Origin of the sequence: Streptococcus sp. 2022WUSS135 (assembly GCF_044427045.1) — a bacterium.
GTDB classification, from domain to species: Bacteria; Bacillota; Bacilli; order Lactobacillales; family Streptococcaceae; genus Streptococcus; species Streptococcus hashimotonensis.
Genome location: NZ_JAOTGL010000014.1, coordinates 31283 through 51789, shown reverse-complemented (window position 1 = coordinate 51789; position 20507 = coordinate 31283). Strand labels below are relative to the sequence as shown.

Here is a 20507-nt window from a genome sequence, read left to right as displayed (position 1 = left end):
AGAGTAGAACAATTTCTAGTTTCTCAGAGACAGACTTTGGACTTCTTTTGGACATAATAAAACTCCCTTTATAGTTTCTAGTGAAAATTTTTGTTTTTTCACTGTCCACTATAAGGGGAGTATATCAGTATCCAATCGCGTTTTCTTTTTAAAAAGGTAATTTACCTGCAAAGGCACCTAGTTTTTTCTGAGTCGCCTCGTCGACTTTTGTAAGTGCAGCGTTGACGGCTTGGATTGTCATTTCTTGCAAGGTTTCAAGGTCGTCTGCATCCACAACGTCAGCCTTGAAGTCAATAGAAACCAATTTCTTGTCGCCAGTAAAAGTAGCAGTAACCAAGTCCTGCACAGAGCTACCAGTAAATTGAGCAGCAGCCAACTCAGCTTGGCTCTTCTCCATTTGTTTTTGCAGTTTTTGAGCTTGGCGCATCATGTTTTGCATATTCATCATAAGATTTTTAAGATTCCTTTCGTACCAAGGGTTTAGACCTTGTTTGTAAATTTTCGTTGCCTTATTTTGCCTTATTGTTAAAAATTTTCAAAGGCAGAAGCAATTTCTTTTTGTTGGGTTGGAAATAAATGCGAGTATACATTTATTGTAGTGTTGATTGAGGAATGACCTAATCGTTTCATCAAAGTAAAGAAAATATAGTCTTTACATTCTCCATTACGTAAACCTTGGGAAACTGGGAACGCAGCATGAGAATGTCTGAAATCATCCATCACTAATATCTACCTTCCATTTCTTATTATTTTGTCTAGTTACTGCCATTTGAAACTCCTTTTTCAATGGCAGTAACTCCTCGTATGTTAGTAATTATATCATGTTTTGGAGATAACTCAAAGCCTAGAATGTCTTCAATAGTCTTGATTGGGACTCGCCCAATCCGTTTATTCTTATACCAAGAAAAATCATTTGAGACAAGTTTACTATTGGTCAATAACCACTTTTCTATTTTTTATACACTCGATTTTCTTCTTTCAAGAACTGGATAATATTATCCTTTAACTCCTCAAAATCACCTTGAAACGTAGCAATCTCGATTGTCTTTTTCAGTCCATCGCTTAATGAGAGATTTGACTGAAAACCATTCATTGCTAGAAACATGTGTAAAGCAAGTACAGCAGTCCTTTTGTTGGCATTATAGAATGGGTGTTTCTTGATTAGATTTATCCAGATAATTGCAGCCTTGCTATAGATATCCGGATAAAGTACTTTTCCAAAAATTTCTTGCTTTGGTTGTTCGATAATCATTTGAAGGCTATTTAGGTCAGCGATTCCTACTGGTTCTTTAGGAGAATACTTTCCGATAACCATAACATTGATTTTGATAATGTCTTCAGCGGACAGGTATTTCATTTATCTACTAACTCTTTCAATAATTCATCGTATTGATTCATGGCTTTTTCAAGTTCTCTATCAAAATCAAATTTTGGCTCAGCTTTACGAATGATAACATTACTTCCAGAAGTGACGAATTCGATTTCTTCACCAATTTCTGCGCCAAGTGCCTCTTTAATAGCGTTTGGGATAGTGATAACAGTGCTGTTGCCTGTTTTTCGTAGCAGAACATTCATTGTATTTACCTCCTATATTTGTAAATACATTATACAAGATGTATACAAAAATTAAAAGTAAATAATTTAACAGGGTCTGTTTTATTTCAGACTTTTTCGCAATTTTTGGTACAATGCAATAAAATAGTAAATAACTTAGTAAAAGACGTAGTAAAAATTTGGTATTTCAGTATAGGGCGTTACCAACCACTATTGGATTGTTGATCAAACTATATTTTTTATATTGTAATTAGCTACTTGTTTTACTTTTGTCATTCGTAAAAGAAGAAAATTTCAGAAACGATCAATGACTGAAAACATCAATCTTCTAACTTTGCAGAATAGGCTGCAAAGTACAGAAGGTGGTAGCTATCAGGAAAATTGGTTGTTTTTTGCGTCCAATAATGATTGTGAATTTTTTTGAAAGGCTCTACCTTCTCAAAATAAGTTCTAGTCGGCAATATTGGACATAAATTTGACATATTAATCTATTTTAAATTGACTTTGAGGGATAAATTCGCTATAATATAAGAAAAACTGGTTATAACCAGAAATCACGGAGGAGGAGCTATGTTCCGTTTAGCAAAAGAAGAACTTGAAAAGTTGGGAGCTATGATTACGGCGACCGAAATTTACCAACAGCCAGGCTTATGGAAGGAAGCGTATCAACTCTATCTTGACCAATTGGAAAAAATCGAGAGTTTTCTAAAATCAATCAAGGAAAAACATGACTTTGTTCACGTTGTTTTTACAGGTGCAGGGACTTCTGACTTTGTTGGTCAAAGCATTGCCAACTACCTCAACCAAGTCAATGACTTGAAACACATTCGTTTTTCTGCCATTGGTACAGTGGAGCTGGTTAGTCGTCCACATGACTATCTACAGGCTGATCTTCCAACTATCCTGGTGTCCTTTGCCCGTTCAGGAAATTCACCAGAAAGTGTGGCAGCAGTTGAAGTCGCTAAGCAATTGGTAGATAAATTGTATCAAGTAACCATTACCTGTGCACCAGAAGGTAAGCTGGCACTAGCGGCTGAAGGAGATGCTGAAAATCTCCTGCTCTTGCAACCAGCTGGTTCAAACGATAAGGGCTTTGCCATGACAGGTTCTTACAGTTGTATGGCTCTGACAGCCCTCCTCGTCTTTTCGCCAGCCAGTCAAGAAGAAAAAGCTGCATGGGTTGAGACCATTGCCCGTCTAGGTCAAGATGTTTTGGACCGTGAAGACTACGTGCAAGACTTGATTAACCTTGATTTTGAGCGAGTGATTTACCTCGGTTCAGGTGGTTTCTACGGTCTTGCCCACGAAGCTCAGTTGAAAATTCTGGAATTGACAGCAGGCAAGATTGCGACCATGTACGAGTCACCACTCGGTTTCCGTCATGGACCAAAATCCTTCATCAATGACAAGACCTTGATTTTCCTCTTTGCCTCAAACGATGGCTACACACGCCAGTACGATGTGGACTTGCTCAATGAAGTCCATGGTGATGGCATAGCAGAGCGGATAGTGGCATTGTCGGCTGATAAGTTAGTCGGTACAGAAGCAGCCAACTTTGTCTTGGCAGAGGGCGGAGCAGAGCTGCCAGATGTCTTCCTTACCTTCCCTTATATCCTTTTTGCTCAAACGGTATCCATCATGGCAGCGGTAAAATGCAAGAATTTGCCGGATACACCATCGCCAACAGGCACCGTCAACCGTGTGGTGCAGGGGGTGATTATCCATCCTTTAGAAAAATAGTTACATCTATTCAATGATGAAGAAATAGAGCTATTCGGTAGAGTTTTAACACATAAAAAACACACCCAACCACTCGAATATCATGGTACAATAACAGTATATAATAAAATATAATTAGGAATAATAGAAATGGAAACTGCAAATAAAAAATTCAGATATAGTATTCGTAAATTTAAAGTCGGCGTAGGCTCGGTGCTAATTGCTACTTGCTTACTTGGTGCGGGAGTCTCGACACCAATCGCTTTTGCGATGACAGAGGCTTCAACAGCTACTCAAGTTGAAGCAATGGCAAAAGTTGAAGAAGTTCAGAAGCTTGTGAAAGAATTGGAAAAAGAGCTGGAGGAACTGGATAAGGTTCCGAGCTATGGTGATGATGAGGAATATTCGTATCAGAGGGCTTTGTGGGAGGAGAATTTAAGAATTGGTAAATCCGACATAGTGTATGCTTTGAAAATGCAAGCAGATGACAAGTTCTTTCATAAAATCAAAGAAAATTTGAATGATTTCAAATATCAAATAAAAATGGAAAGTTATATCCGTCAGGTTGCAGAATTTCGAAAAAAATACCCTGGTGATGAAAAAATTGAGGAAGAATATAATGAACATTTAAAGCAAGATGTGGGAAGGAGCATAGCTAGCCAAGAAGGAGGTCCCTTAAGAGGGTACGTTGATGTAGAAGCAAGTACGGCCATGGACAAAATTAGGCAACGAGTTGCTGAATTGGAAAAATCAAAACAAACTCAGTCAAGTCCCGCAGATGAGCCAACTCCAAAAGCCGAGGAAGAAGCTCCGAAAACAGAAGAAAAAGCTCCAGAAACGAAAGAAGACACTCCAAAATCTGAGAGCGAAGTTCCACAAACCGACCCAGCGCCAAAAGAGGAAGACACTCCTGCTCCGAAAGCAGAGGAGAAGACTCCGGAATCGAAAGAAGAGACTCCAGTTCCAACACCGGACGTAGAGCCAGCCCCAGTGCCAAAAGCAGAAGAGCCAACTCCAGCGCCAAAAGTAGAAGAGGAAACAGAGGCTCCGAAAACAGAAGAGAAGGCACCAGAATCGAAGGAAGAAACACCGAAAACTGATACGGAAGCTCCTAAAGATGAGAAAGAGGTTCCGGCTCCAACTCCAACACCGGATGTGGAAGCACCAAAAACTGAGAAAGAAGAACCAGCTCCAACTCCAGCGCCAAAAGCTGAGGAAGACGCTCCGGCTCCAACACCGGCACCAAAAGAGGAAGAGGTTCCAACTCCAGCCCCAGTACCGGAAACTCCAATGGACGAGCCGAAAATGGAAGAACCAAAAGCGGAAATGCCAGCACCGGCACCGAAAGAGGACGAAGTTCCGGCACCAATGCCAGAGGCCCCAGCGCCGAAAGAGGAAGAAGTACCGGCACCAATGCCAGAGGCTCCAGCTCCAAAAGCCGAGGAAGAGGTTCCGGCTCCAGCTCCAGCACCGGAAACTCCAATGGACGAGCCGAAAATGGAAGAACCAAAAGCAGAAATGCCAGAGGCTCCAGCGCCAAAAGCTGAGGAAGACACCCCAGCTCCGAAAGCTGATGACGAAGTTCCGGCACCAATGCCAGACACTCCAGCGCCGAAAGAGGATGAAGTTCCGGCACCAACTCCAATGCCAGAAACTCCAAAAGCCGAGGAAGAGGTTCCAACACCAGCCCCAGTACCGGAAACTCCAATGGACGAGCCGAAAATGGAAGAACCAAAAGCAGAAATGCCAGAGGCTCCAGCGCCAAAAGCTGAGGAAGACACCCCAGCCCCGACTCCAATTCCAGAAGCTCCAGCCCCGAAAGCCGAGGACGAAGTTCCGGCACCAATGCCAGATGTTCCAGCACCAAAAGCCGAGGAAGAGGTTCCAACACCAGCCCCAGTACCGGAAACTCCAATGGACAAACCACAAATGGAAGCACCGAAAACTGATAAAGTAGAGTCTGACAAACAGAAGCCAGAGGCTAAGCAACCAGAAATGGAGCAACCGAAAGCAGAAGACATGCCGAAGGAGGAAATGCCAAAGGCTGAGCAACCAAAAGCGGAAGACTCTACACCTAAGACAGCAGTTCCAGAAGTCGCGCCAAAAACAGCGGAAAAACCAAAGCTAGACTTCACAACAAAAGAACGCAAGGTAGAAGAAGCTCTCCCTATCAAAGAAGAAATCAGATATGATGCAAGCCTAGCGCTTGGCAAATCATACCTTCTTCAAGAAGGAAAAGCAGGTAAAAAAGTATCTGTTTATCAAGATGTCATAGTTGATGGTAAAGTTGTCGCAACCAACCTATTATCAGAGACTGTTGTTGAAGGTCAAAACCGTATCCTTGTAAAAGGTAGCTTGGAAATGAAGAAAGAAGAAGTAAAAACAACTCCTTCAGTACAATCGAATCCGACACTGAGTCACAAAGGTGCACCTTCTGCAAACAAAGCAACCCTACCTGCAACAGGTGAACAACGCAATAACCTAGCCTTAGTAGGCCTTGGTTTAGCTGGAATTAGCTTGGCAGTAGTCGCTACAGCTATAAACAAAAAATCTAAAGATCAAATCTAAACCATTATGAAACAGCAACAAAGAGGCCGGGCGGAAATGCCCAGCCTCTTTTTAGAGCTGAAAATCAAATATTAGTGCGGTAAAATTAACTGTGATTGACTTAAATCAAGGTGGATTTGCCATTGAGAATTATCTCGAACAGTGCATTCAAAGTCGGTGGTGTAGAGGATTAGCTCCAGCACATCGCCTTTTTTCAGCTGATAAATGGTCGGTTGCAGTTTCCAGCTCAGGTCCATCCACTGGTCAGGCACCACTTCCTCGACAGTCATTAGGTCGGTGCGGTTTTGCAGGTTCACAAAGCCCTTGGTTACCAAGCGTTGTGGCATCTCCACATAAGGCAACTCCAGCAGATTTTCTTGGGCATGGTAGCGGCCGTTGTCCAAGCTCAACCGCGTTTTGGGCGTTGGGATTGGGGCTAGGCGTTTTTTATTTCCCTTGTCCAATAGCTGAGCAGATAAGAGGCCTTTGCCTACACTAGAAGCTACACGGAGTTTCAGCGTGACCTGTCCGTTGAGCAGGAGGTCCTCCGTTACAGGCAGCTCGATGCTGACTTGGTTGGCCTTGCCTGCATAGAGGTCCTGGTGGAAGGCTGGGTAGGATTTGCCGTAGCGGTCAAAATCTTCTTGGGCATACTGATTTGCAACGGTCTGGCTTCCAGTACCTAGTGGCAAGACAGCCTCGTTTTCACCGCCAAAGGTGTCCAAGGTCGTCCAAGTTTGCTCACCGCTGTTGTCCTGCCAGATAACCGTTGGCAGTTGGTAGTTGTTCTCGTAGCCCAGCAGTTTTTGACTGAGCAGGGCGTTCATGGACTCACGGAAGTCGATAGACTGCCAGTTGTTCATATAAACGTGGGCACCGTTGTGGAAGAAGAGGTGCTTTTTGATGTTGCTTGGTAGGGCATGGAACATATTCCAGACGTGAATCGGCTTGACATTCCAGTCCTGTGAGCCGTGGGTAAAGACTACCTCACACTTGACCTTATCAGCGTGGAGCAGATAATTGCGGTCATGCCAGTATTGATTGTAGTCGCCGCTGGTGCGGTCCAGGGCAGTACGCTCGGCAGCCAGTCCTTTTTCGTAGGCTGCTTTATTGCGGAGAAAGTCGCCTGCTTGCAGACTCTTGGAGTAGGTCAAGGCGGTCAAGCTGTCCAGATCCTCGCCTGGATAGCCGCCAGGGCTGGTCACCAGCCCGTTTTCACGGTAGTAGTCGTACCAAGAGGAAATCCCTGCTTCTGCGATGACGACTTCCAATCCGTCCACGCCAGTTGTTGCCAAAGCATTGGACATAGTACCGAGATAAGATAGTCCTGTCGTCGCCACCTTACCATTGGCCCAATCGGCCTTGACCTCAAGCGAGCGAGTATGGTCTGTGTAGGCCTTGGTGCGACCGTTCAGCCAGTCAATCACCGCTTTATAGCCCTCCACCTGCTGGTAGTCGCCGGATGTCATGTAGCCCGTCGAGCCCAGAGTGCCGACCCCAGACACGTGGAGGCTGGCAAAGCCACGAGCGAGGAAGTAGTCATTGAGGGAGTAAGAAGTGATGTGGCCCAGTTTTTCAGTGGCAGGGCTGACAGGTAGGTCCCGCTGGTCCAAGTCTCGTTTGGTGATACTGGACTGCTTGACCTGAATGGTGCCGACTTGTTTTTCAGCCAGTTCCCCTTCCATCTTATGCAGGGCCTTATCGCTGGCTGCATCGTTCACTCCTTGATGATAAGGGCTGTTTGTAATCACAGCGGGGATTTTCTCGTCAAAGTGCGGACGGAGAATGGATAGCTTAACAATATCTGTTTGCCCATTCCCCGCCGTATCGACAGGCGTTTCGATATAGACCACCTCACGAATAAGGTTTTTTGTTGAAAAGGTTGCCAGAGATTTGCCGTTGAAGAAGTGGTAGTGATTGTCCTCTGGGATTAGGTCATCGCTGACTAGCTGGTCAATCAAGGTGTTTCCAGACTTGGTACGAGTAGCGAGTAGCTGGTAGAGGTTTTCGATGATGTCCCCATAGACAATCGGGAAGTCGGTTTTCTCCACGAAGTCCATGACATCTGTATAATCTACACCAGGCACAAAGCCTAACAACTGAAATGCCACTTGATAGAAAATCTGATTTGTCAACTCACGGTCAGACTGAAAGAAGGTCAGCAGATCTGTGTCCCAATCCGCAATCATGTTGGACAGGGCAAAGTCGGTGTTTGCTGTCAGGAAATGGCACTTTCTGACAAAGGTTTCTAAATTTGTCTTACTACTTGCATCAGGAATCAGTTGAAATCCCAGAGAATCAAGTTCTTGCAAGCAGATAGAGGTCTCTTTTTTTATGAAAGAAAATTGATTAAAACGCATAAATTCTCCTCTTTTTTAGGATAATAGTCTATAATAGCTATTATATCGGATAAGTCAATGTTTGTCTAAAAATTATCAGTATATATAGAGATATTAATGTATAAAACGACGATACAATTACTTGTAAAATGATGAAAATTTTTATACAATATTGTAGAATGACTGAGGAGTTGAAATGTATCGTGTTGAGAAAAAATGAAGCTATAGTCCCTATTTTACGTATTAATAATAGGGCTATTAACCAAGGATTTTTAGAAGAAAATCTAGGAATGAAAACCAAGCTCGAAGATGGTCCTTTTGCTGATTTTGGAGATAGAACAAGCCAAGAAACGAAGCTCGTTTTGACAGAATCTCCTGGTAATCGCACCCGTGCTGTCGAAGGGCTTAAAAAACTGAATAAAATTGTGGTAAAAGTAGATGATGCCTCTGAAATTGAAGCTTTGCTGGCGCAAGGTTCACAGTATAGTAAGCTCTACCAAGGAAAAAATGGCTATGGTTTTGAAGCTGTTTCGCCAGAAGGAGATACCTTTCTTTTACATGCGGAAGCATCTGTTGATGACCTAAAAGAAATCCTTCCACCTGTTCCATTTAAGGTGCAGGGTGACTTTTCTGGTCTGACTGCTTTTACAGTAGAGTCTGTCTGGATTAACAGCCCACAGGCAAGCATCAGCCAAGACTATTATGAGGCTATCCTACCTCAACAAGCCTTTTTGCGTTTTGTTGGAGCAGAAGGTGAAGATTTATTAACTCCTGCGGAACAAGTTTGGGATTTAGAAGGCTTGCGTTTTCCTGTCGAGCAGGACTTTGATTGGGCGCATTTGGAAAGCCAGTTGGAAGGACCATTCTTTAAAGATAAAAAAGCAAGCTTTATCCAAACGGTAGACCCAAGTGGTATTGAATTGTGGTTCGAAAAATGAGACAAGTAATTTTAGACAAGGTTTCAGAGCAGATTGAGCAAGGAGTTTATCCTGGTGCCAGTCTGGCTTTTTTTTCTGAGGGTCAGTGGCAGGAGTACTATCTAGGGACCCAGGATGGTCAGGCGCCGGTTGAGGCAGGTTTGACCTATGATTTGGCATCTGTTTCCAAGGTGGTTGGTGTGGGGACTCTTGCGGCTTTTCTGGTCAATAGCGGAGCTTTGGAGCTAGATAGAACCTTGCAGTCTTATTATCCAGCTTTTGCGGATAGTAAGGTCACCATTCGGCAATTATTGACCCATACTAGTGGTATCGATCCTTTTATTCCAAATAGGGATAGTCTGGATGCCGACCAGCTCAAGGAAGCGATTTTGAAGATTACCGTAACGGATAAGAAAGATTTCCTCTACACAGACATTAATTTTCTCTTGCTGGGCTTTTTGTTGGAGGAAATAGGTGGAGACAGTCTGGACCAGCTTATCAGACGAGACGTTCTAGAGCCCTTTGGCATGTCCCAAACCTCCTTTGGACCAGTCAGTCAGGCGGTGCCGACGGTGCGTGGCGTCAAAGCAGGTGTGGTGCATGATCCCAAGGCGCGTGTCTTAGGCCTCCACGCGGGAAGTGCAGGTCTCTTTTCGACCGTCAAAGATTTGGAAATCTTTTTGGAACACTATCTGACGGCTGACTTTGCGGCGGATTTGACGCAGGATTACGGTTTTGATGATAAGCGCAAGCGGTCGCTGGCCTGGGATAAGAAGGGGGACTGGTTGTCGCACACAGGCTATACGGGGACCTTTATCATGTATAATCGTCCCTTGCAGAAAGCTGCGATTTTTCTCTCGAATCGTACTTTTGACAAGGATGAGCGGGCCCAGTGGAAGTTGGATAGAAACCAGGTTATGGCTCTGATACGGCAAGTTCTGGAGGAAGAAGATGCTATTGACTAATATTCTTCGAAAATTAAAATTATCTATTGTCAAGAGCCTTGATGAGTGAAAAGCTCCAGTGGAGGTTTTCAGTCTGTTACCTTGAAATAAGAAAGTAACAGAGTTCTATCTTCGATTTCGTTTCTTAGGCTACTTTTGATTTTCATTGAGTATAACTATCCTCCCGTAGCGCTCAGAAGATTTTTCGACATAGTAAAAAGGACCTGCATGTGCAAGTCCTTTTGTGTTTGCTTGATTAAGCTTGACCTGAAACTTCTGCAGCGTGGTCGTCCATTGAAAGAACTTCGTGGAAGACACGTTGAGTCAATTCAGTTTTTTGCTCTTTAGTGAGGTATTTAGTGTTTACGCAGTATCCAGAGATACGAACGATAACATCTTCACCTGCCATAATCTTGTCATAAACGTCATTCAAGTCCATAACGTTCAAGTTGACGTGTTGACCACCTTGTTCGAAGTATCCGTCAAGGATTGTCACCAAGTTGTTCACTTGCTCATCGAATGTTTTACCAAGCGCTTTTGGTGAAACTTGAGTTGTCAATGAGATACCGTCGTTGGCATGTTTGAAGTTAAGTTTAGAAAGGGTATTCAAGTTTTGCAACCAACCACCACGAGCTTTAGAAGTTGGGTTAGCACCTGGTGGGAAGAATTCTACCTTAGTAGTGTTCACAGAACCATCTTCATTGAGGAATACACCACGGTGAACTGGAGAGTTACCAGTCTGTTTAGAGTAAGCAACGTTTGAAGTGATTGTCAAGATAGATACAGTAGCTTCAGCATTCTTGTACAATTTATGCTTGTTCAAGCGAGAGAAGAATGCTTCCATGAGCCATTTCGCAATGTCATCTACACGGTCATCATCCTCACCATAACGTGGGAAGTCACCAGTTACTTCGTAGTCGTAGATAAAGCCATCTTCGTCACGGATTGGTTTAACTTGTGCGTATTTGATTGCTGACAATGAGTCAACAGTGTTTGCGAAACCACAGATACCGAAGCCCATGTTAGCACGAAGGTGAGTTGGCAAGAATGCCATTTGAACTGCTTCGTAGTTGTACTTGTCAGTCATGTAGTGGATGATGTTCATGGCATCTACATAAGTGTCAGTCAACCAGTCAAGGGCGATTTCAAAGTTCTTAACCACTTGGTCGTAGTCAAAGACTTCAGATGTATTTGGTTCAACACCGTCGAATACTTTGTAATCTTTGTGAACATCATCGTAACCGTTGTTCCAGCTTGAAAGAAGAGCTTTAAGAACGTTTACGCGAGCACCGAAGTATTGGATGTTGTGGCGTTGGTCTTCGCTTTCTGGATCAAGTGGAGATACACAGCAAGAGATACATGACATTTCACCATAACCATCTTTCGCCATTGTTGTTACACCTTCGTATTGGATAGAAGAGTGTTTGTGGCTCATTGCCATACAGTAGCGACGGAATGAATATGGAAGTTGGTCTGACCAAAGAACTGTTAAGTTTGGTTCTGGAGAGTTACCGATGTTGTCAAGTGTGTTCAAGAAACGATAGTCCATCTTAGTAACACGGTGACGACCGTCGTTACCCATACCTGCCATAGATGTTGTCAAGAATGTTGGGTCACCAGAGTAGATTTCGTCGAAGGCTTTTGTACGAGCGAATTTCACTGTACGAAGTTTCAATACGAAGTCATCAACAAATTCTTGGATTTCAGCCTCAGTAAATGTACCACGAGCCAAGTCACGTTCTGCATAGATGTCAAGAACGATTGGCACACGACCAAGAGAAGTTGCTGCACCGTTGATAACACGACAAACAGCCATGAAAGCAATGTTTGTCCATTGGATAGCTTCTTTCGTGTTCATCGCAGGTTTGCGAACATCAACACCATAGTGATCACCTAAGCGTACAACTTGTTGCAATGCTTGGTACTGCATGTTGATTTCTTCGCGAAGACGGATTGATTCTTCGTCGATTTCAGTAATCGCATTCCAGTCAGCTACTTTTTCTTCCATCAAGTAGTCTGCACCGTAAAGTGCCAAACGAGCGTACATACCGATGATACGACCACGTGAGTATGCATCTGGAAGACCAGAAACGTGGTGTGAGTGGCGAGCACGGCGGATGTCAGCTGTGTAGGCACGGAAGATACCGTCGTTTACAGTTGTAGCATGTTTTGTATAGATTTCATGAAGGAGTGGGTCTGGAGTATAGCCGTTTTCGATAAGAGTTGTTTCAGCCATACGAATACCACCACGTGGCATGAAATTGAGTTTGAAGAGCTCATCGTTTTGGATACCGAAGATGAGTTCGTTCTCTTTATCGATGAAACCTGCTGGAATATCAGCGATAGAAGTAGCACGATCTACGTCCATTGGGAAGCGAGTGTCTTCGTAGCCAGCTTTTGTTTCTTCGATGATTTTTTTGATATGAAGTGAACGCTCAGTTGGGCCTGCGAGGAAGCTTTCATCTCCATCGTATGGAGTGTAGTTGGCTTGAACGAAGCGTGTTACACTTGCCTTATCTTGCCAATCTGTACCTTTAAAGCCTTCCCAGGCTTGGGCGAAAATGTCTTCAGCAACATTTTTTGTTTTAACTTTTGTTGACATGAGGGTTCTCCTTTTATGCTTTTGGGTATCGACTTTGTATCAATACCAACATGTCATCATTATACCATTTGAAAACACTTTCTACAAGACAAAAATACTTGAAAATAAATGAAAAACCTTTCAAGGGATATGAAAAAATTTGAAAGACAGAGTTGGTATTTTCAAAGTGAATTTCTGCTTGTATTTGTAATAAGGTGATAAGGTGTCGTTTATTGTATTGGTAAGATGGCTAGTTCAACGAATCTAAAGGCTGAAACTTCCTAAGAAATGCGGTATAATATAGCGAGTTAAACTTGAAAACAGGAAGAGGCAATCATGTTAATTTTTCCCTTAATCAATGATTTATCTAGAAAAATTATTCATGTAGATATGGATGCTTTTTTTGCTGCCATTGAGGTCAGGGATAATCCTGCTTTGAAGGGCAAACCTGTTATCATTGGGGCTGACCCAAGACTATCTGGCGGTAGAGGAGTGGTGTCTACCTGTAATTATGAGGCGCGTGCCTTTGGTATTCACTCGGCTATGTCCTCAAAAGAAGCTTATGAACGTTGTCCTCAGGCGATTTTCATTTCTGGCAATTATGAAAAATACCAGGAAGTTGGGCGACAGGTTCGAGAAATTTTTCATCGCTATACTGATTTGGTGGAGCCCATGTCTATCGATGAGGCTTACTTGGATGTAACAGAAAATAAGTTGGGCATCAGCTCTGCGGTTAAGATTGCCAAGCTTATCCAATACGATATTTGGAATGAATTGCATCTGACAGCTTCCGCAGGTGTTTCCTATAATAAATTTTTGGCAAAAATTGCCTCTGATATGGAAAAACCGCACGGTTTGACCTTGATTCTACCTGAAGATGCTGTTGGTATTCTCGCCTCCCTGCCTGTTGAAAAATTTCACGGTGTGGGGAAGAAGACGGTGGAACGCCTGCATGAGATGGGGGTCTACACGGGGCAAGATTTGCTAGATGTACCAGAAATGGTTTTGATAGATAGATTTGGGCGTTTTGGCTTCGACCTTTATCGGAAAGCGAGGGGCATTTCTAATTCGCCCGTTAAAGTGGACCGTATTCGTAAGTCAATTGGAAAGGAAAGAACCTATCGCAAACTTCTTTATCGGGAGGAGGATGTCCTGAAAGAGCTAATCAGTCTCTGCCAACGGGTCGCAGCTAGTTTGAAGCGGAATGGAAAAAAGGGGCGAACAATTGTTTTAAAGGTGCGTTATGGTGATTTTTCTACCTTGACGAAACGTCATAGTCTAGAGGTGTATACGGACCAGACGGAAACGATTGAGAAAGAGGTTCGTCAACTAATTGAAGAAATTGGGAAGATTGAAAAAGGGATTCGTTTGCTGGGTGTGACCGTGACTAATTTTCAAACTTGAGTTCTGTTTCAGTCTATGATAGACTGAAAAAAAGGAGAAGAGATGCAAATTTCAAGTAGATTTACCATTGCCAGCCATATCTTGGTTCTCTTGGCTCTGGAAGGAGAAAAAGAAAAACAGACCAGTACTAGCATTGCAGGCAGTGTCGGGGTTAATCCTGTCATTATCCGAAATATTTTGTCCCAACTCAAGGAGGCTGGTCTGGTAGAAGTAGCGCGTGGTGTTGGAGGTGCTCGCTTGGCACAGGCTCCAGACCAGATTACACTTTTGCACGTCTATCAGGCTGTGGAGTTGTTTGGAGAAAAGGGACAACTCTTCGGCTTTCATGAGCAGCCCAATCCAAACTGCCAAGTAGGTCGCAATATTCATCCCCTGCTAGATAGCCGTTTGGAAAATGCTCAGTCGGCTTTGGAAAATGAACTTGCTAAGACAAGGCTTGCTGATCTCTTGGCGGAACTATAGTCGTTTTATTAGGTCGATATAAGGAGAAACTCTGTTTCCTTATTTCCTCCTTCAAACACTCCACTGGACTATTGAACTAGTCTGTAGCATGTTGCACTAGCCCTAAAAGACTAGTTAGTGAATCATCCTTGTGATGATTTTTTTAATTTTTCGGTTGTAACAATTGACATTACAATATGAATGATTTATACTCATGTTGTAAATGTGATCATTACAACAAAAAACAAGTGAGGTATCAATATGAAAATAGCTATTATTGCGGCGAATGGTCAAGCAGGTCAAACCATTGCAAAGGAAGCAGTAGAACGTGGTCATCAGGTGACGGCTATTGTCCGTTCTGAAAACAAGAGCGTAGCCCAAGAAGTGATCCAAAAGGATGCTTTTGCTCTTACCAAGGAAGAGTTGGCAGGCTTTGATGTAGTAGTCAATGCTTTTGGTGCTTGGACACCAGAAACCTTGCCGGGTCACGCTCGTCTTGCGGAGCATCTAACGACCATCCTTGCTGGTAGTCCAACTCGTCTTTTAGTAGTTGGTGGTGCAGGCAGTCTTTATTTAGACGAGAGCCAGACAGCTATGCTGAAAGATACACCAGATTTCCCTGCGGAATACCTACCAATCGCTGAGGCTATGGGTGCTGGTCTAGACCTCTATCGTCAGGCGACAGCTATCAACTGGACCTATATGAGCCCTGCAGCCGATTTTGATGCAGAAGGCTCAAAGACAGGTGTCTACACTATTGCTGGCGAGGTTTTCCAAGTCAATACCCAAGGTGAAAGCTATATTAGTTATGCCGACTATGCTGTGGCTTTGGTTGACATTGCTGAAAAAGGTGGTTACCAGCAGGAACGAATTTCCGTATTTGCATAAAAAAACAAGGAACTATATATATCTGTTTACACTAACCACAATATGTAGTATTTTGAAAACATCAAAAAAGGCGACTTCCAAACTAGGAAATCGTCTTTTCTTCTATCTTGACTATCAATAATATCTTCTCAGTTTATCCTGATTTTCTTTAAAAAATTCTTCTAGCCAGTCCATCCCATAGGCATGACTGAAGCCTTCTAGGAGAACGGAGAAATCAATGCAATCAAACCCCATTTTCTTCAAACCATCAAAGGTATTAAACGGAGAACGGAAGTGTTTGTATTTGATAATTGCTCCAATATCTTTCAAATCCTGCTCTCTTGTGCTAACCATCTTCATACCCAATACGTATTCAATTGGAGCAACTAAAACAGTTAAGTTTTCGAATGAATATAGGGTCTCACACAAATGTAATGGTGGCTGTCTGTTCATGTTTGCCACATTATTATTGAGCCATAGTTCTTCGTCAGTATTCAAATTAAAGCGTTGCCCTACACGAGCAATAATTTCGTTGATTTTCTGACTTTCTTCATAAAAAGCATCTACATCTTGTGTAGCTCGCAAACCATGATACTCTAAAACATAACCACCAACACAAATAATGGTTAAATGAAGATTGGCTTGAGCCAACTCTTGGTTCAAGGCTTCAAAAACAGGTTTCATTTTATCCATGTCTGTATTTCTCCATCATTTTTTGTACATTGGCTAATTTGGCTGGTTTATTTAACGAAACCACATATTCATGAGTTGGTGTATGCTCTTGAATAGCATATTTCAAACTGACCTTTTGAAAATCTGTTAGTTCTTTGGAGGTTAGTAATTTTTTGACATCTTCGTCCGTCAAATAAGAATGGTCTTCAAAAATAACTTTTCGCAGATAGCGAAACCAGTGACTAGCATTAAACCGTGATTGCTCTGATGCCTTTATCATGTAGTCATACCAATCCATCTTGCACCTTCCTTATCTTCTTTTTCTCAGCCGCCCATCTTCTTTAGGATTATAATTTAGAGACTGTTGCAATTTTAAATCAAAACTGGAAAGTTTTAACTTTTCTTCCTCAAATGGAATCTCAGGTAGTTTAAACTGAAACTTTTTGTAAAAGAAAGTATCAAATTCATCTTTATTATCTGAAATATCTACTAAAGTATCTAACTCAGAAAGTCGAGCTTGTATGCTAATTTTTGTGACTTCTCCAAGTTTTTGATAAATCGCATAATAGGATAGGTCTTGGAAAAATTTTCGGTGTGATTTAACTACTTCCTGAGTGTAAGGGCAGTCATAGTAACTAAGATATTTGGTGTAAAAATTATCAGAGAGAGAAATTTGATAATCTACCAGCTTATTATCAATTGTTTTAGAAACTGTTCGCTCCATTTCTGCATGTAGTTTATCCATGGACTAACTCCTTGTATGTAGTACGAACTTCTGAAGATGACAATAGAAGATTGAAACAGTCGTTGTCAGCCATGCCTCGGGTATTATAACGGAAGTCAAACTCATCTACATAATCTTGTAGATATTTCTTAGACCAAGAATGGTAGATTCCCAGTACACCACGTTTGAGACCTGCCCCAAAACCTTCAATCGTATGTGTATAAACATCATCAATTACATATTCACGAGCACCATGATTTACAAAAGCATGGTCGTACATTTTCGCAACTTTATTATAACCTAACCATTCATCAGTGTAAAGCTGGGCAGCGTCTTTCACAAATTTTACGATTTGTTCTGTTAAAGTTTTTGTGCCTGTATCGGTTACTTTATAAGTATTCAATTTTCCTTATCGTGCAACCATACCAACAACTGGGATTTTATCTTTTAGGGAGAGACCTTAGGCATTTTTAACTTTTTTTGAGTTATGGCGATTCTTATTTTTACCACCGATATAGGTTTCATCTACTTCTACAGTCCCATCCAATTCATTACTATTTTCTGAACCAAAACATCTACGAATACGCTCTAACATAAACCAAGCTGTTTTTTGAGTAACATGGATGTCTTTTGAAAGTTGAACAGAAGAAATGCCTTTTTTGTGGGATGTCACCATCCAAATGGCAATAAACCATTTTTGAAGAGAAACTTTAGTATTATCAAACATTGTACCCGTTTTAACGCTAAAATATTTGCCAGTATTTTTACATCTGTATTTACCATTTTTACACTTATAAACCTTAGAGGTCTCATCAAAAGGGCTGACTACATAGCCGTTCCAGCGAATTTTTTCTAAATGTTGCTCACAGTAATAATCGTTTGGAAAAGCATTCATCAAATCATACAATGATTTAAATTCACCTAACATTTCTCTACTCCTTCTTTATTCTAAAACTATTATATCACAAACGATACAAAAATAAATATTATGGTGTAATAATGGATATAATTATTTTCAAGACTAGTATTTTGTGATATAATAGTGTTATAAAAATAGCAAAGGAATTGATTTGTATGAACGCAATCACAGCTCACAGCTCACAGCTCACAGCTCACAGCTCACAGCTCACAGCTCACAGCTCACAGCTCACAGCTCACAGCTCACAGCTCACAGCTCACAGCTCACAGCTCACAGCTCACAGCTCACAGCTCACAGCTCACAGCTCACAGCTCACAGCTCACGCTGATTATGTAGTCGGACGTGTTTTTTGTCAAGCATCAAAACAGACTTTTTCACATTTTTGTGGAGAAGTTTTTTCTGTTGTACCAAAAAGCGAGGTGGCGTAATGGCTACCTCGCTTCATAATGCTAAATTACAGAAAAAGGATGAATTTTATACTAGATATTCAGATATTGAAAATGAGATGAATGCTTTTTTAGAATTTAATCCTAAAGTATTTCAAAATAAAACCGTTCTATTACCTTGTGACGACCCTGAATGGAGTAATTTTACAAGATATTTTGCACAAAATTTTGAATCTTTAGGGTTGAAAAAACTCATTAGCACGAGCTTTGCGAACGACAGAAAAACAATAAAGTTTGGTCAGTTAAGTCTTTTTGAAACAGAATCACCACATTTTGATAAAGATAAAACGAACAGCAGAGGAAAGATTTTCACCCTGTCTAAAGACGGTAAATCAAAAGTAGATATTTCAAATTTAAAGTGGCAATATTTAGAGGGCGATGGGGACTTTAATAGCGATGAAGTTATTAAGTTAAGAGATGAAGCTGATGTTATTGTAACAAATCCGCCGTTCTCATTATTTAGGGAGTTCATAAAATGGATAATGGATGGTAAAAAAGAATTTGCAATTATCGGTCATCAAAATGCTATTACTTACAAAGATGTTTTTTCTTATATAAAGGATAATAAGATATGGTTAGGCAAACCTTTTAAAGGTAACGTTGGTTTTTTTATGAGTCCTTATGAGGATTTAGCTACTTCTTCACAACGAAAGAAAGATTTAATAAGGGTTTCTGGTGTGATGTGGTTTACTAATATTGAACACGGCAGGAGACATCAACCTCTTCAACTTATGACTGAAGCGGATAATCTAAAATTTAACACGAAGCTAATCAAAAAGTTGCGTGAGTTTGATACCCAAAATTACCCAAAATATTACAACTACGATGCTATTGAAGTACCTTTTACAATGGCAATACCTTCTGATTTTGACGGTTATATGGGAGTTCCTATCACATTCTTAGATAAGTTTAACCCAGAACAATTTGAAATTATCGGATTGGGAATATCTAGTTCAGGAATTGAAATTGGAGTTAGAGGTTATACTGACGAACATAGGAAATATAGGAAAGAAATCCAAAAACGTGGAACTGCCGATGGAGATTTATACTTCTTAGATAAAAATGGGTTTCCTGTTGTTCCTTATGCCAGAATTATTATCAAAAGAAAAGGGGTATAAATCATGAAAACTACTCTCAATACTGATTTGACAATAAGAAATATTTGTGAAGGTTTCATTTATAACGAATATGAAGGAAAAGGACTGTTTGGGTGGAATGGACAACTAGTCATCCAACCAGAATACCAGCGTAACTATATTTATGCTGATGGTGTCAAGGATGTCGCAGTAATTGATTCTATTTTAAAAGGCTATCCACTTGGGCTAATCTATTTTGTTAAAACAAAAGACGGAATGTACGAAGTTTTAGATGGACAACAGAGAATTACTAGCTTTGGTCGTTTCGTAACGAATAAATTTGCTTTGACAGATAAAGATGGTATTCCGTACTACTTCAGTAGTTTAGCAGAAGATTTGCAAGAAAAAATTATGAATACCAAATTGACTATTTATGTTTGTGAAGGAGAAGAAAGTGAAATCAAGGAATGGTTTAAGACTATCAATATAGCAGGAGTATCACTTAATGAGCAGGAGCTACTGAATGCTATCTATTCTGGACAATTCGTGACATTAGCCAGAGAAGAGTTCAGCAATTCAAGTAATGCGAATATTAGCAAATGGTCAACTTATATAAAAGCAGAGGTCAATAGACAAGGTTACTTAAACAAAGCCTTAGAATGGGTATCGAATGGAGAAATAGAGCATTATATGAGTGTACATCGTAAAGATGATAACATTATAGAACTGAAAAGGTATTTCTCATCAGTCATTGAATGGATAAATGGCTTATTCAGCTCAATAGACCCTCAAATGAAAAAAGTGGATTGGGGTAAACTTTATAGGCGGTATCATGCTAAATCATATAACATTCAGGAACTAAATAGGGATGTAGAAAGTTTGTTATTAGACGGCTTTGTTGGAAGCAAAAAGGACATTTATGAGTATCTACTTGGGGGAAAGCAAGATACAAAATTATTGAATATCCGTGTGTTTCCTGAAACAGTCAAACAAGAAATTTACAAGATTCAAACTGAAGAGGCTAAAGCTAAACATCTATCAAACTGCCCATTATGTGCCTTGGGAACAAACAATAATAAAACTAGAATATGGAAAATTACCGAAATGGATGCTGACCATGTTAAAGCATGGAGCAAAGGTGGTAGCACAGATAAGTCAAATTGTGAAATGCTCTGTAAAACACACAACAGAGCAAAAGGAAATAAGTAGCATAAAAGACGATTTCCTAATTTGGAAGTCGTCTTTCTTGATGTTGTCGAAATACTACATATTGTGGGTAGTGTAAACAGATATATAGTTCCCATCGAGGAATTATCTTTTTATTTTTTGTTCACATATAATATAATAATATAAACAA

The 20507-nt window shown here is 41.1% G+C and carries 17 protein-coding genes and 3 pseudogenes; 9 read left to right on the top strand and 11 right to left on the bottom strand.

The annotated features are described in order from the left end of the window. Positions 1–148 precede the first annotated feature (148 nt). The 5 genes and pseudogenes from ODU45_RS05990 to ODU45_RS05970 all read right to left on the bottom strand — a co-directional run bounded on the left by ODU45_RS05990 (position 149) and on the right by ODU45_RS05970 (position 1575). Positions 149–448, bottom strand: a complete 300-nt coding sequence (locus tag ODU45_RS05990) for a YbaB/EbfC family nucleoid-associated protein (RefSeq protein WP_023369155.1) — start codon at positions 446–448, stop codon at positions 149–151. Positions 449–525: 77 nt separating this feature from the next. After that, positions 526–714: pseudogene (locus tag ODU45_RS05985) on the bottom strand (site-specific integrase); the annotation flags it as partial. A 41-nt stretch (positions 715–755) separates the two neighbouring features. Continuing rightward, positions 756–926 (bottom strand): annotated as a pseudogene (locus tag ODU45_RS05980) (DUF3173 family protein); the annotation flags it as partial. Between the two features lie 23 nt (positions 927–949). After that, complete coding sequence (locus ODU45_RS05975; protein WP_398580959.1) at positions 950–1357, bottom strand: type II toxin-antitoxin system death-on-curing family toxin; 408 nt, start codon at positions 1355–1357, stop codon at positions 950–952. Beyond that, the gene (locus ODU45_RS05970; protein WP_044758555.1) at positions 1354–1575 is read right to left on the bottom strand and encodes an AbrB/MazE/SpoVT family DNA-binding domain-containing protein; all 222 of its coding nucleotides are present in this window, start codon (positions 1573–1575) and stop codon (positions 1354–1356) included. Before ODU45_RS05970 ends, ODU45_RS05975 begins: the two co-directional genes overlap by 4 nt. Before the next feature lie 549 nt (positions 1576–2124). Here ODU45_RS05970 and ODU45_RS05965 point away from each other — a divergent pair. Together ODU45_RS05965 and ODU45_RS05960 are read left to right on the top strand one after the other, a co-directional pair. Further along, positions 2125–3294 (top strand): SIS domain-containing protein, encoded by a 1170-nt coding sequence (locus ODU45_RS05965; RefSeq protein ID WP_398580958.1) that lies wholly within the window; start codon positions 2125–2127, stop codon positions 3292–3294. A 129-nt stretch (positions 3295–3423) separates the two neighbouring features. Then, positions 3424–5841, top strand: a complete 2418-nt coding sequence (locus ODU45_RS05960) for a GAG-binding domain-containing protein (protein ID WP_398580957.1) — start codon at positions 3424–3426, stop codon at positions 5839–5841. A 71-nt stretch (positions 5842–5912) separates the two neighbouring features. Here the strand turns inward: ODU45_RS05960 and ODU45_RS05955 are convergent, their stop codons facing one another. Next, entirely contained in the window at positions 5913–8180 is a 2268-nt protein-coding gene (locus tag ODU45_RS05955) for a Xaa-Pro dipeptidyl-peptidase (RefSeq protein ID WP_398580956.1), read from the bottom strand. A 128-nt stretch (positions 8181–8308) separates the two neighbouring features. Between ODU45_RS05955 and ODU45_RS05950 the strand changes: the two genes are divergently transcribed. Next, positions 8309–9097: a CppA N-terminal domain-containing protein gene (locus tag ODU45_RS05950; protein WP_398580955.1), complete on the top strand. Its 789-nt coding sequence runs from the start codon at positions 8309–8311 to the stop codon at positions 9095–9097. After that, positions 9094–10041 carry a serine hydrolase domain-containing protein gene (locus tag ODU45_RS05945; RefSeq protein WP_398580954.1) on the top strand — a complete coding sequence of 316 codons (948 nt, stop codon included), beginning with the start codon at positions 9094–9096 and terminating at the stop codon, positions 10039–10041. The genes ODU45_RS05950 and ODU45_RS05945 overlap by 4 nt, the downstream gene beginning before the upstream one ends. A 235-nt stretch (positions 10042–10276) precedes the next feature. Here ODU45_RS05945 and pflB read toward each other — a convergent pair whose 3' ends face one another. Further along, entirely contained in the window at positions 10277–12622 is a 2346-nt protein-coding gene (gene pflB, locus ODU45_RS05940) for a formate C-acetyltransferase (protein WP_024383156.1), read from the bottom strand. A 315-nt stretch (positions 12623–12937) separates the two neighbouring features. Between pflB and dinB the strand changes: the two genes are divergently transcribed. The 3 genes from dinB to ODU45_RS05925 all read left to right on the top strand — a co-directional run bounded on the left by dinB (position 12938) and on the right by ODU45_RS05925 (position 15334). After that, complete coding sequence (dinB, locus tag ODU45_RS05935; RefSeq protein ID WP_105249063.1) at positions 12938–14005, top strand: DNA polymerase IV; 1068 nt, start codon at positions 12938–12940, stop codon at positions 14003–14005. A 42-nt stretch (positions 14006–14047) separates the two neighbouring features. Continuing rightward, a complete protein-coding gene (locus tag ODU45_RS05930; protein ID WP_024416849.1) occupies positions 14048–14467 on the top strand; it encodes an Rrf2 family transcriptional regulator in 420 nt (139 codons plus the stop codon). Positions 14468–14707: 240 nt separating this feature from the next. Continuing rightward, positions 14708–15334, top strand: a complete 627-nt coding sequence (locus tag ODU45_RS05925) for an NAD(P)-dependent oxidoreductase (protein ID WP_398580953.1) — start codon at positions 14708–14710, stop codon at positions 15332–15334. 114 nt (positions 15335–15448) lie between these two features. On the opposite strand, the gene ODU45_RS05920 is transcribed toward ODU45_RS05925, so the two are convergent. The 4 genes and pseudogenes from ODU45_RS05920 to ODU45_RS05905 form a co-directional block, all read right to left on the bottom strand. Beyond that, positions 15449–16006: a DUF6036 family nucleotidyltransferase gene (locus ODU45_RS05920; RefSeq protein WP_398580014.1), complete on the bottom strand. Its 558-nt coding sequence runs from the start codon at positions 16004–16006 to the stop codon at positions 15449–15451. Continuing rightward, complete coding sequence (locus ODU45_RS05915; RefSeq protein WP_105095763.1) at positions 15999–16283, bottom strand: hypothetical protein; 285 nt, start codon at positions 16281–16283, stop codon at positions 15999–16001. Before ODU45_RS05915 ends, ODU45_RS05920 begins: the two co-directional genes overlap by 8 nt. A gap of 12 nt (positions 16284–16295) precedes the next feature. After that, positions 16296–16730 carry a hypothetical protein gene (locus ODU45_RS05910; RefSeq protein ID WP_398580952.1) on the bottom strand — a complete coding sequence of 145 codons (435 nt, stop codon included), beginning with the start codon at positions 16728–16730 and terminating at the stop codon, positions 16296–16298. Beyond that, a pseudogene (locus tag ODU45_RS05905) lies at positions 16723–17637 on the bottom strand (IS1595 family transposase). The gene ODU45_RS05910 and the pseudogene ODU45_RS05905 overlap by 8 nt, the downstream one beginning before the upstream one ends. A gap of 418 nt (positions 17638–18055) precedes the next feature. Between ODU45_RS05905 and ODU45_RS05900 the strand changes: the two are divergent. Together ODU45_RS05900 and ODU45_RS05895 are read left to right on the top strand one after the other, a co-directional pair. Next, on the top strand, positions 18056–19192 hold the full coding sequence (locus ODU45_RS05900) for an adenine-specific methyltransferase EcoRI family protein (protein WP_024383150.1): 1137 nt from the start codon (positions 18056–18058) through the stop codon (positions 19190–19192). Positions 19193–19195: 3 nt separating this feature from the next. After that, positions 19196–20359 (top strand): DUF262 domain-containing protein, encoded by a 1164-nt coding sequence (locus tag ODU45_RS05895; RefSeq protein ID WP_024415358.1) that lies wholly within the window; start codon positions 19196–19198, stop codon positions 20357–20359. The last annotated feature ends 148 nt before the right edge of the window (positions 20360–20507 follow it).

Excerpts from the sequence above, each read along its gene's own strand:
- ODU45_RS05990 (WP_023369155.1), bottom strand. The coding sequence starts at position 448 with ATGATGAATATGCAAAACATGATGCGCCAAGCTCAAAAACTGCAAAAA.
- ODU45_RS05975 (WP_398580959.1), bottom strand. The coding sequence starts at position 1,357 with ATGAAATACCTGTCCGCTGAAGACATTATCAAAATCAATGTTATGGTT.
- ODU45_RS05970 (WP_044758555.1), bottom strand. The coding sequence starts at position 1,575 with ATGAATGTTCTGCTACGAAAAACAGGCAACAGCACTGTTATCACTATC.
- ODU45_RS05965 (WP_398580958.1), top strand. The coding sequence starts at position 2,125 with ATGTTCCGTTTAGCAAAAGAAGAACTTGAAAAGTTGGGAGCTATGATT.
- ODU45_RS05960 (WP_398580957.1), top strand. The coding sequence starts at position 3,424 with ATGGAAACTGCAAATAAAAAATTCAGATATAGTATTCGTAAATTTAAA.
- ODU45_RS05955 (WP_398580956.1), bottom strand. The coding sequence starts at position 8,180 with ATGCGTTTTAATCAATTTTCTTTCATAAAAAAAGAGACCTCTATCTGC.
- ODU45_RS05950 (WP_398580955.1), top strand. The coding sequence starts at position 8,309 with ATGATGAAAATTTTTATACAATATTGTAGAATGACTGAGGAGTTGAAA.
- ODU45_RS05945 (WP_398580954.1), top strand. The coding sequence starts at position 9,094 with ATGAGACAAGTAATTTTAGACAAGGTTTCAGAGCAGATTGAGCAAGGA.
- pflB (WP_024383156.1), bottom strand. The coding sequence starts at position 12,622 with ATGTCAACAAAAGTTAAAACAAAAAATGTTGCTGAAGACATTTTCGCC.
- dinB (WP_105249063.1), top strand. The coding sequence starts at position 12,938 with ATGTTAATTTTTCCCTTAATCAATGATTTATCTAGAAAAATTATTCAT.
- ODU45_RS05930 (WP_024416849.1), top strand. The coding sequence starts at position 14,048 with ATGCAAATTTCAAGTAGATTTACCATTGCCAGCCATATCTTGGTTCTC.
- ODU45_RS05925 (WP_398580953.1), top strand. The coding sequence starts at position 14,708 with ATGAAAATAGCTATTATTGCGGCGAATGGTCAAGCAGGTCAAACCATT.
- ODU45_RS05920 (WP_398580014.1), bottom strand. The coding sequence starts at position 16,006 with ATGGATAAAATGAAACCTGTTTTTGAAGCCTTGAACCAAGAGTTGGCT.
- ODU45_RS05915 (WP_105095763.1), bottom strand. The coding sequence starts at position 16,283 with ATGGATTGGTATGACTACATGATAAAGGCATCAGAGCAATCACGGTTT.
- ODU45_RS05910 (WP_398580952.1), bottom strand. The coding sequence starts at position 16,730 with ATGGATAAACTACATGCAGAAATGGAGCGAACAGTTTCTAAAACAATT.
- ODU45_RS05900 (WP_024383150.1), top strand. The coding sequence starts at position 18,056 with ATGGCTACCTCGCTTCATAATGCTAAATTACAGAAAAAGGATGAATTT.
- ODU45_RS05895 (WP_024415358.1), top strand. The coding sequence starts at position 19,196 with ATGAAAACTACTCTCAATACTGATTTGACAATAAGAAATATTTGTGAA.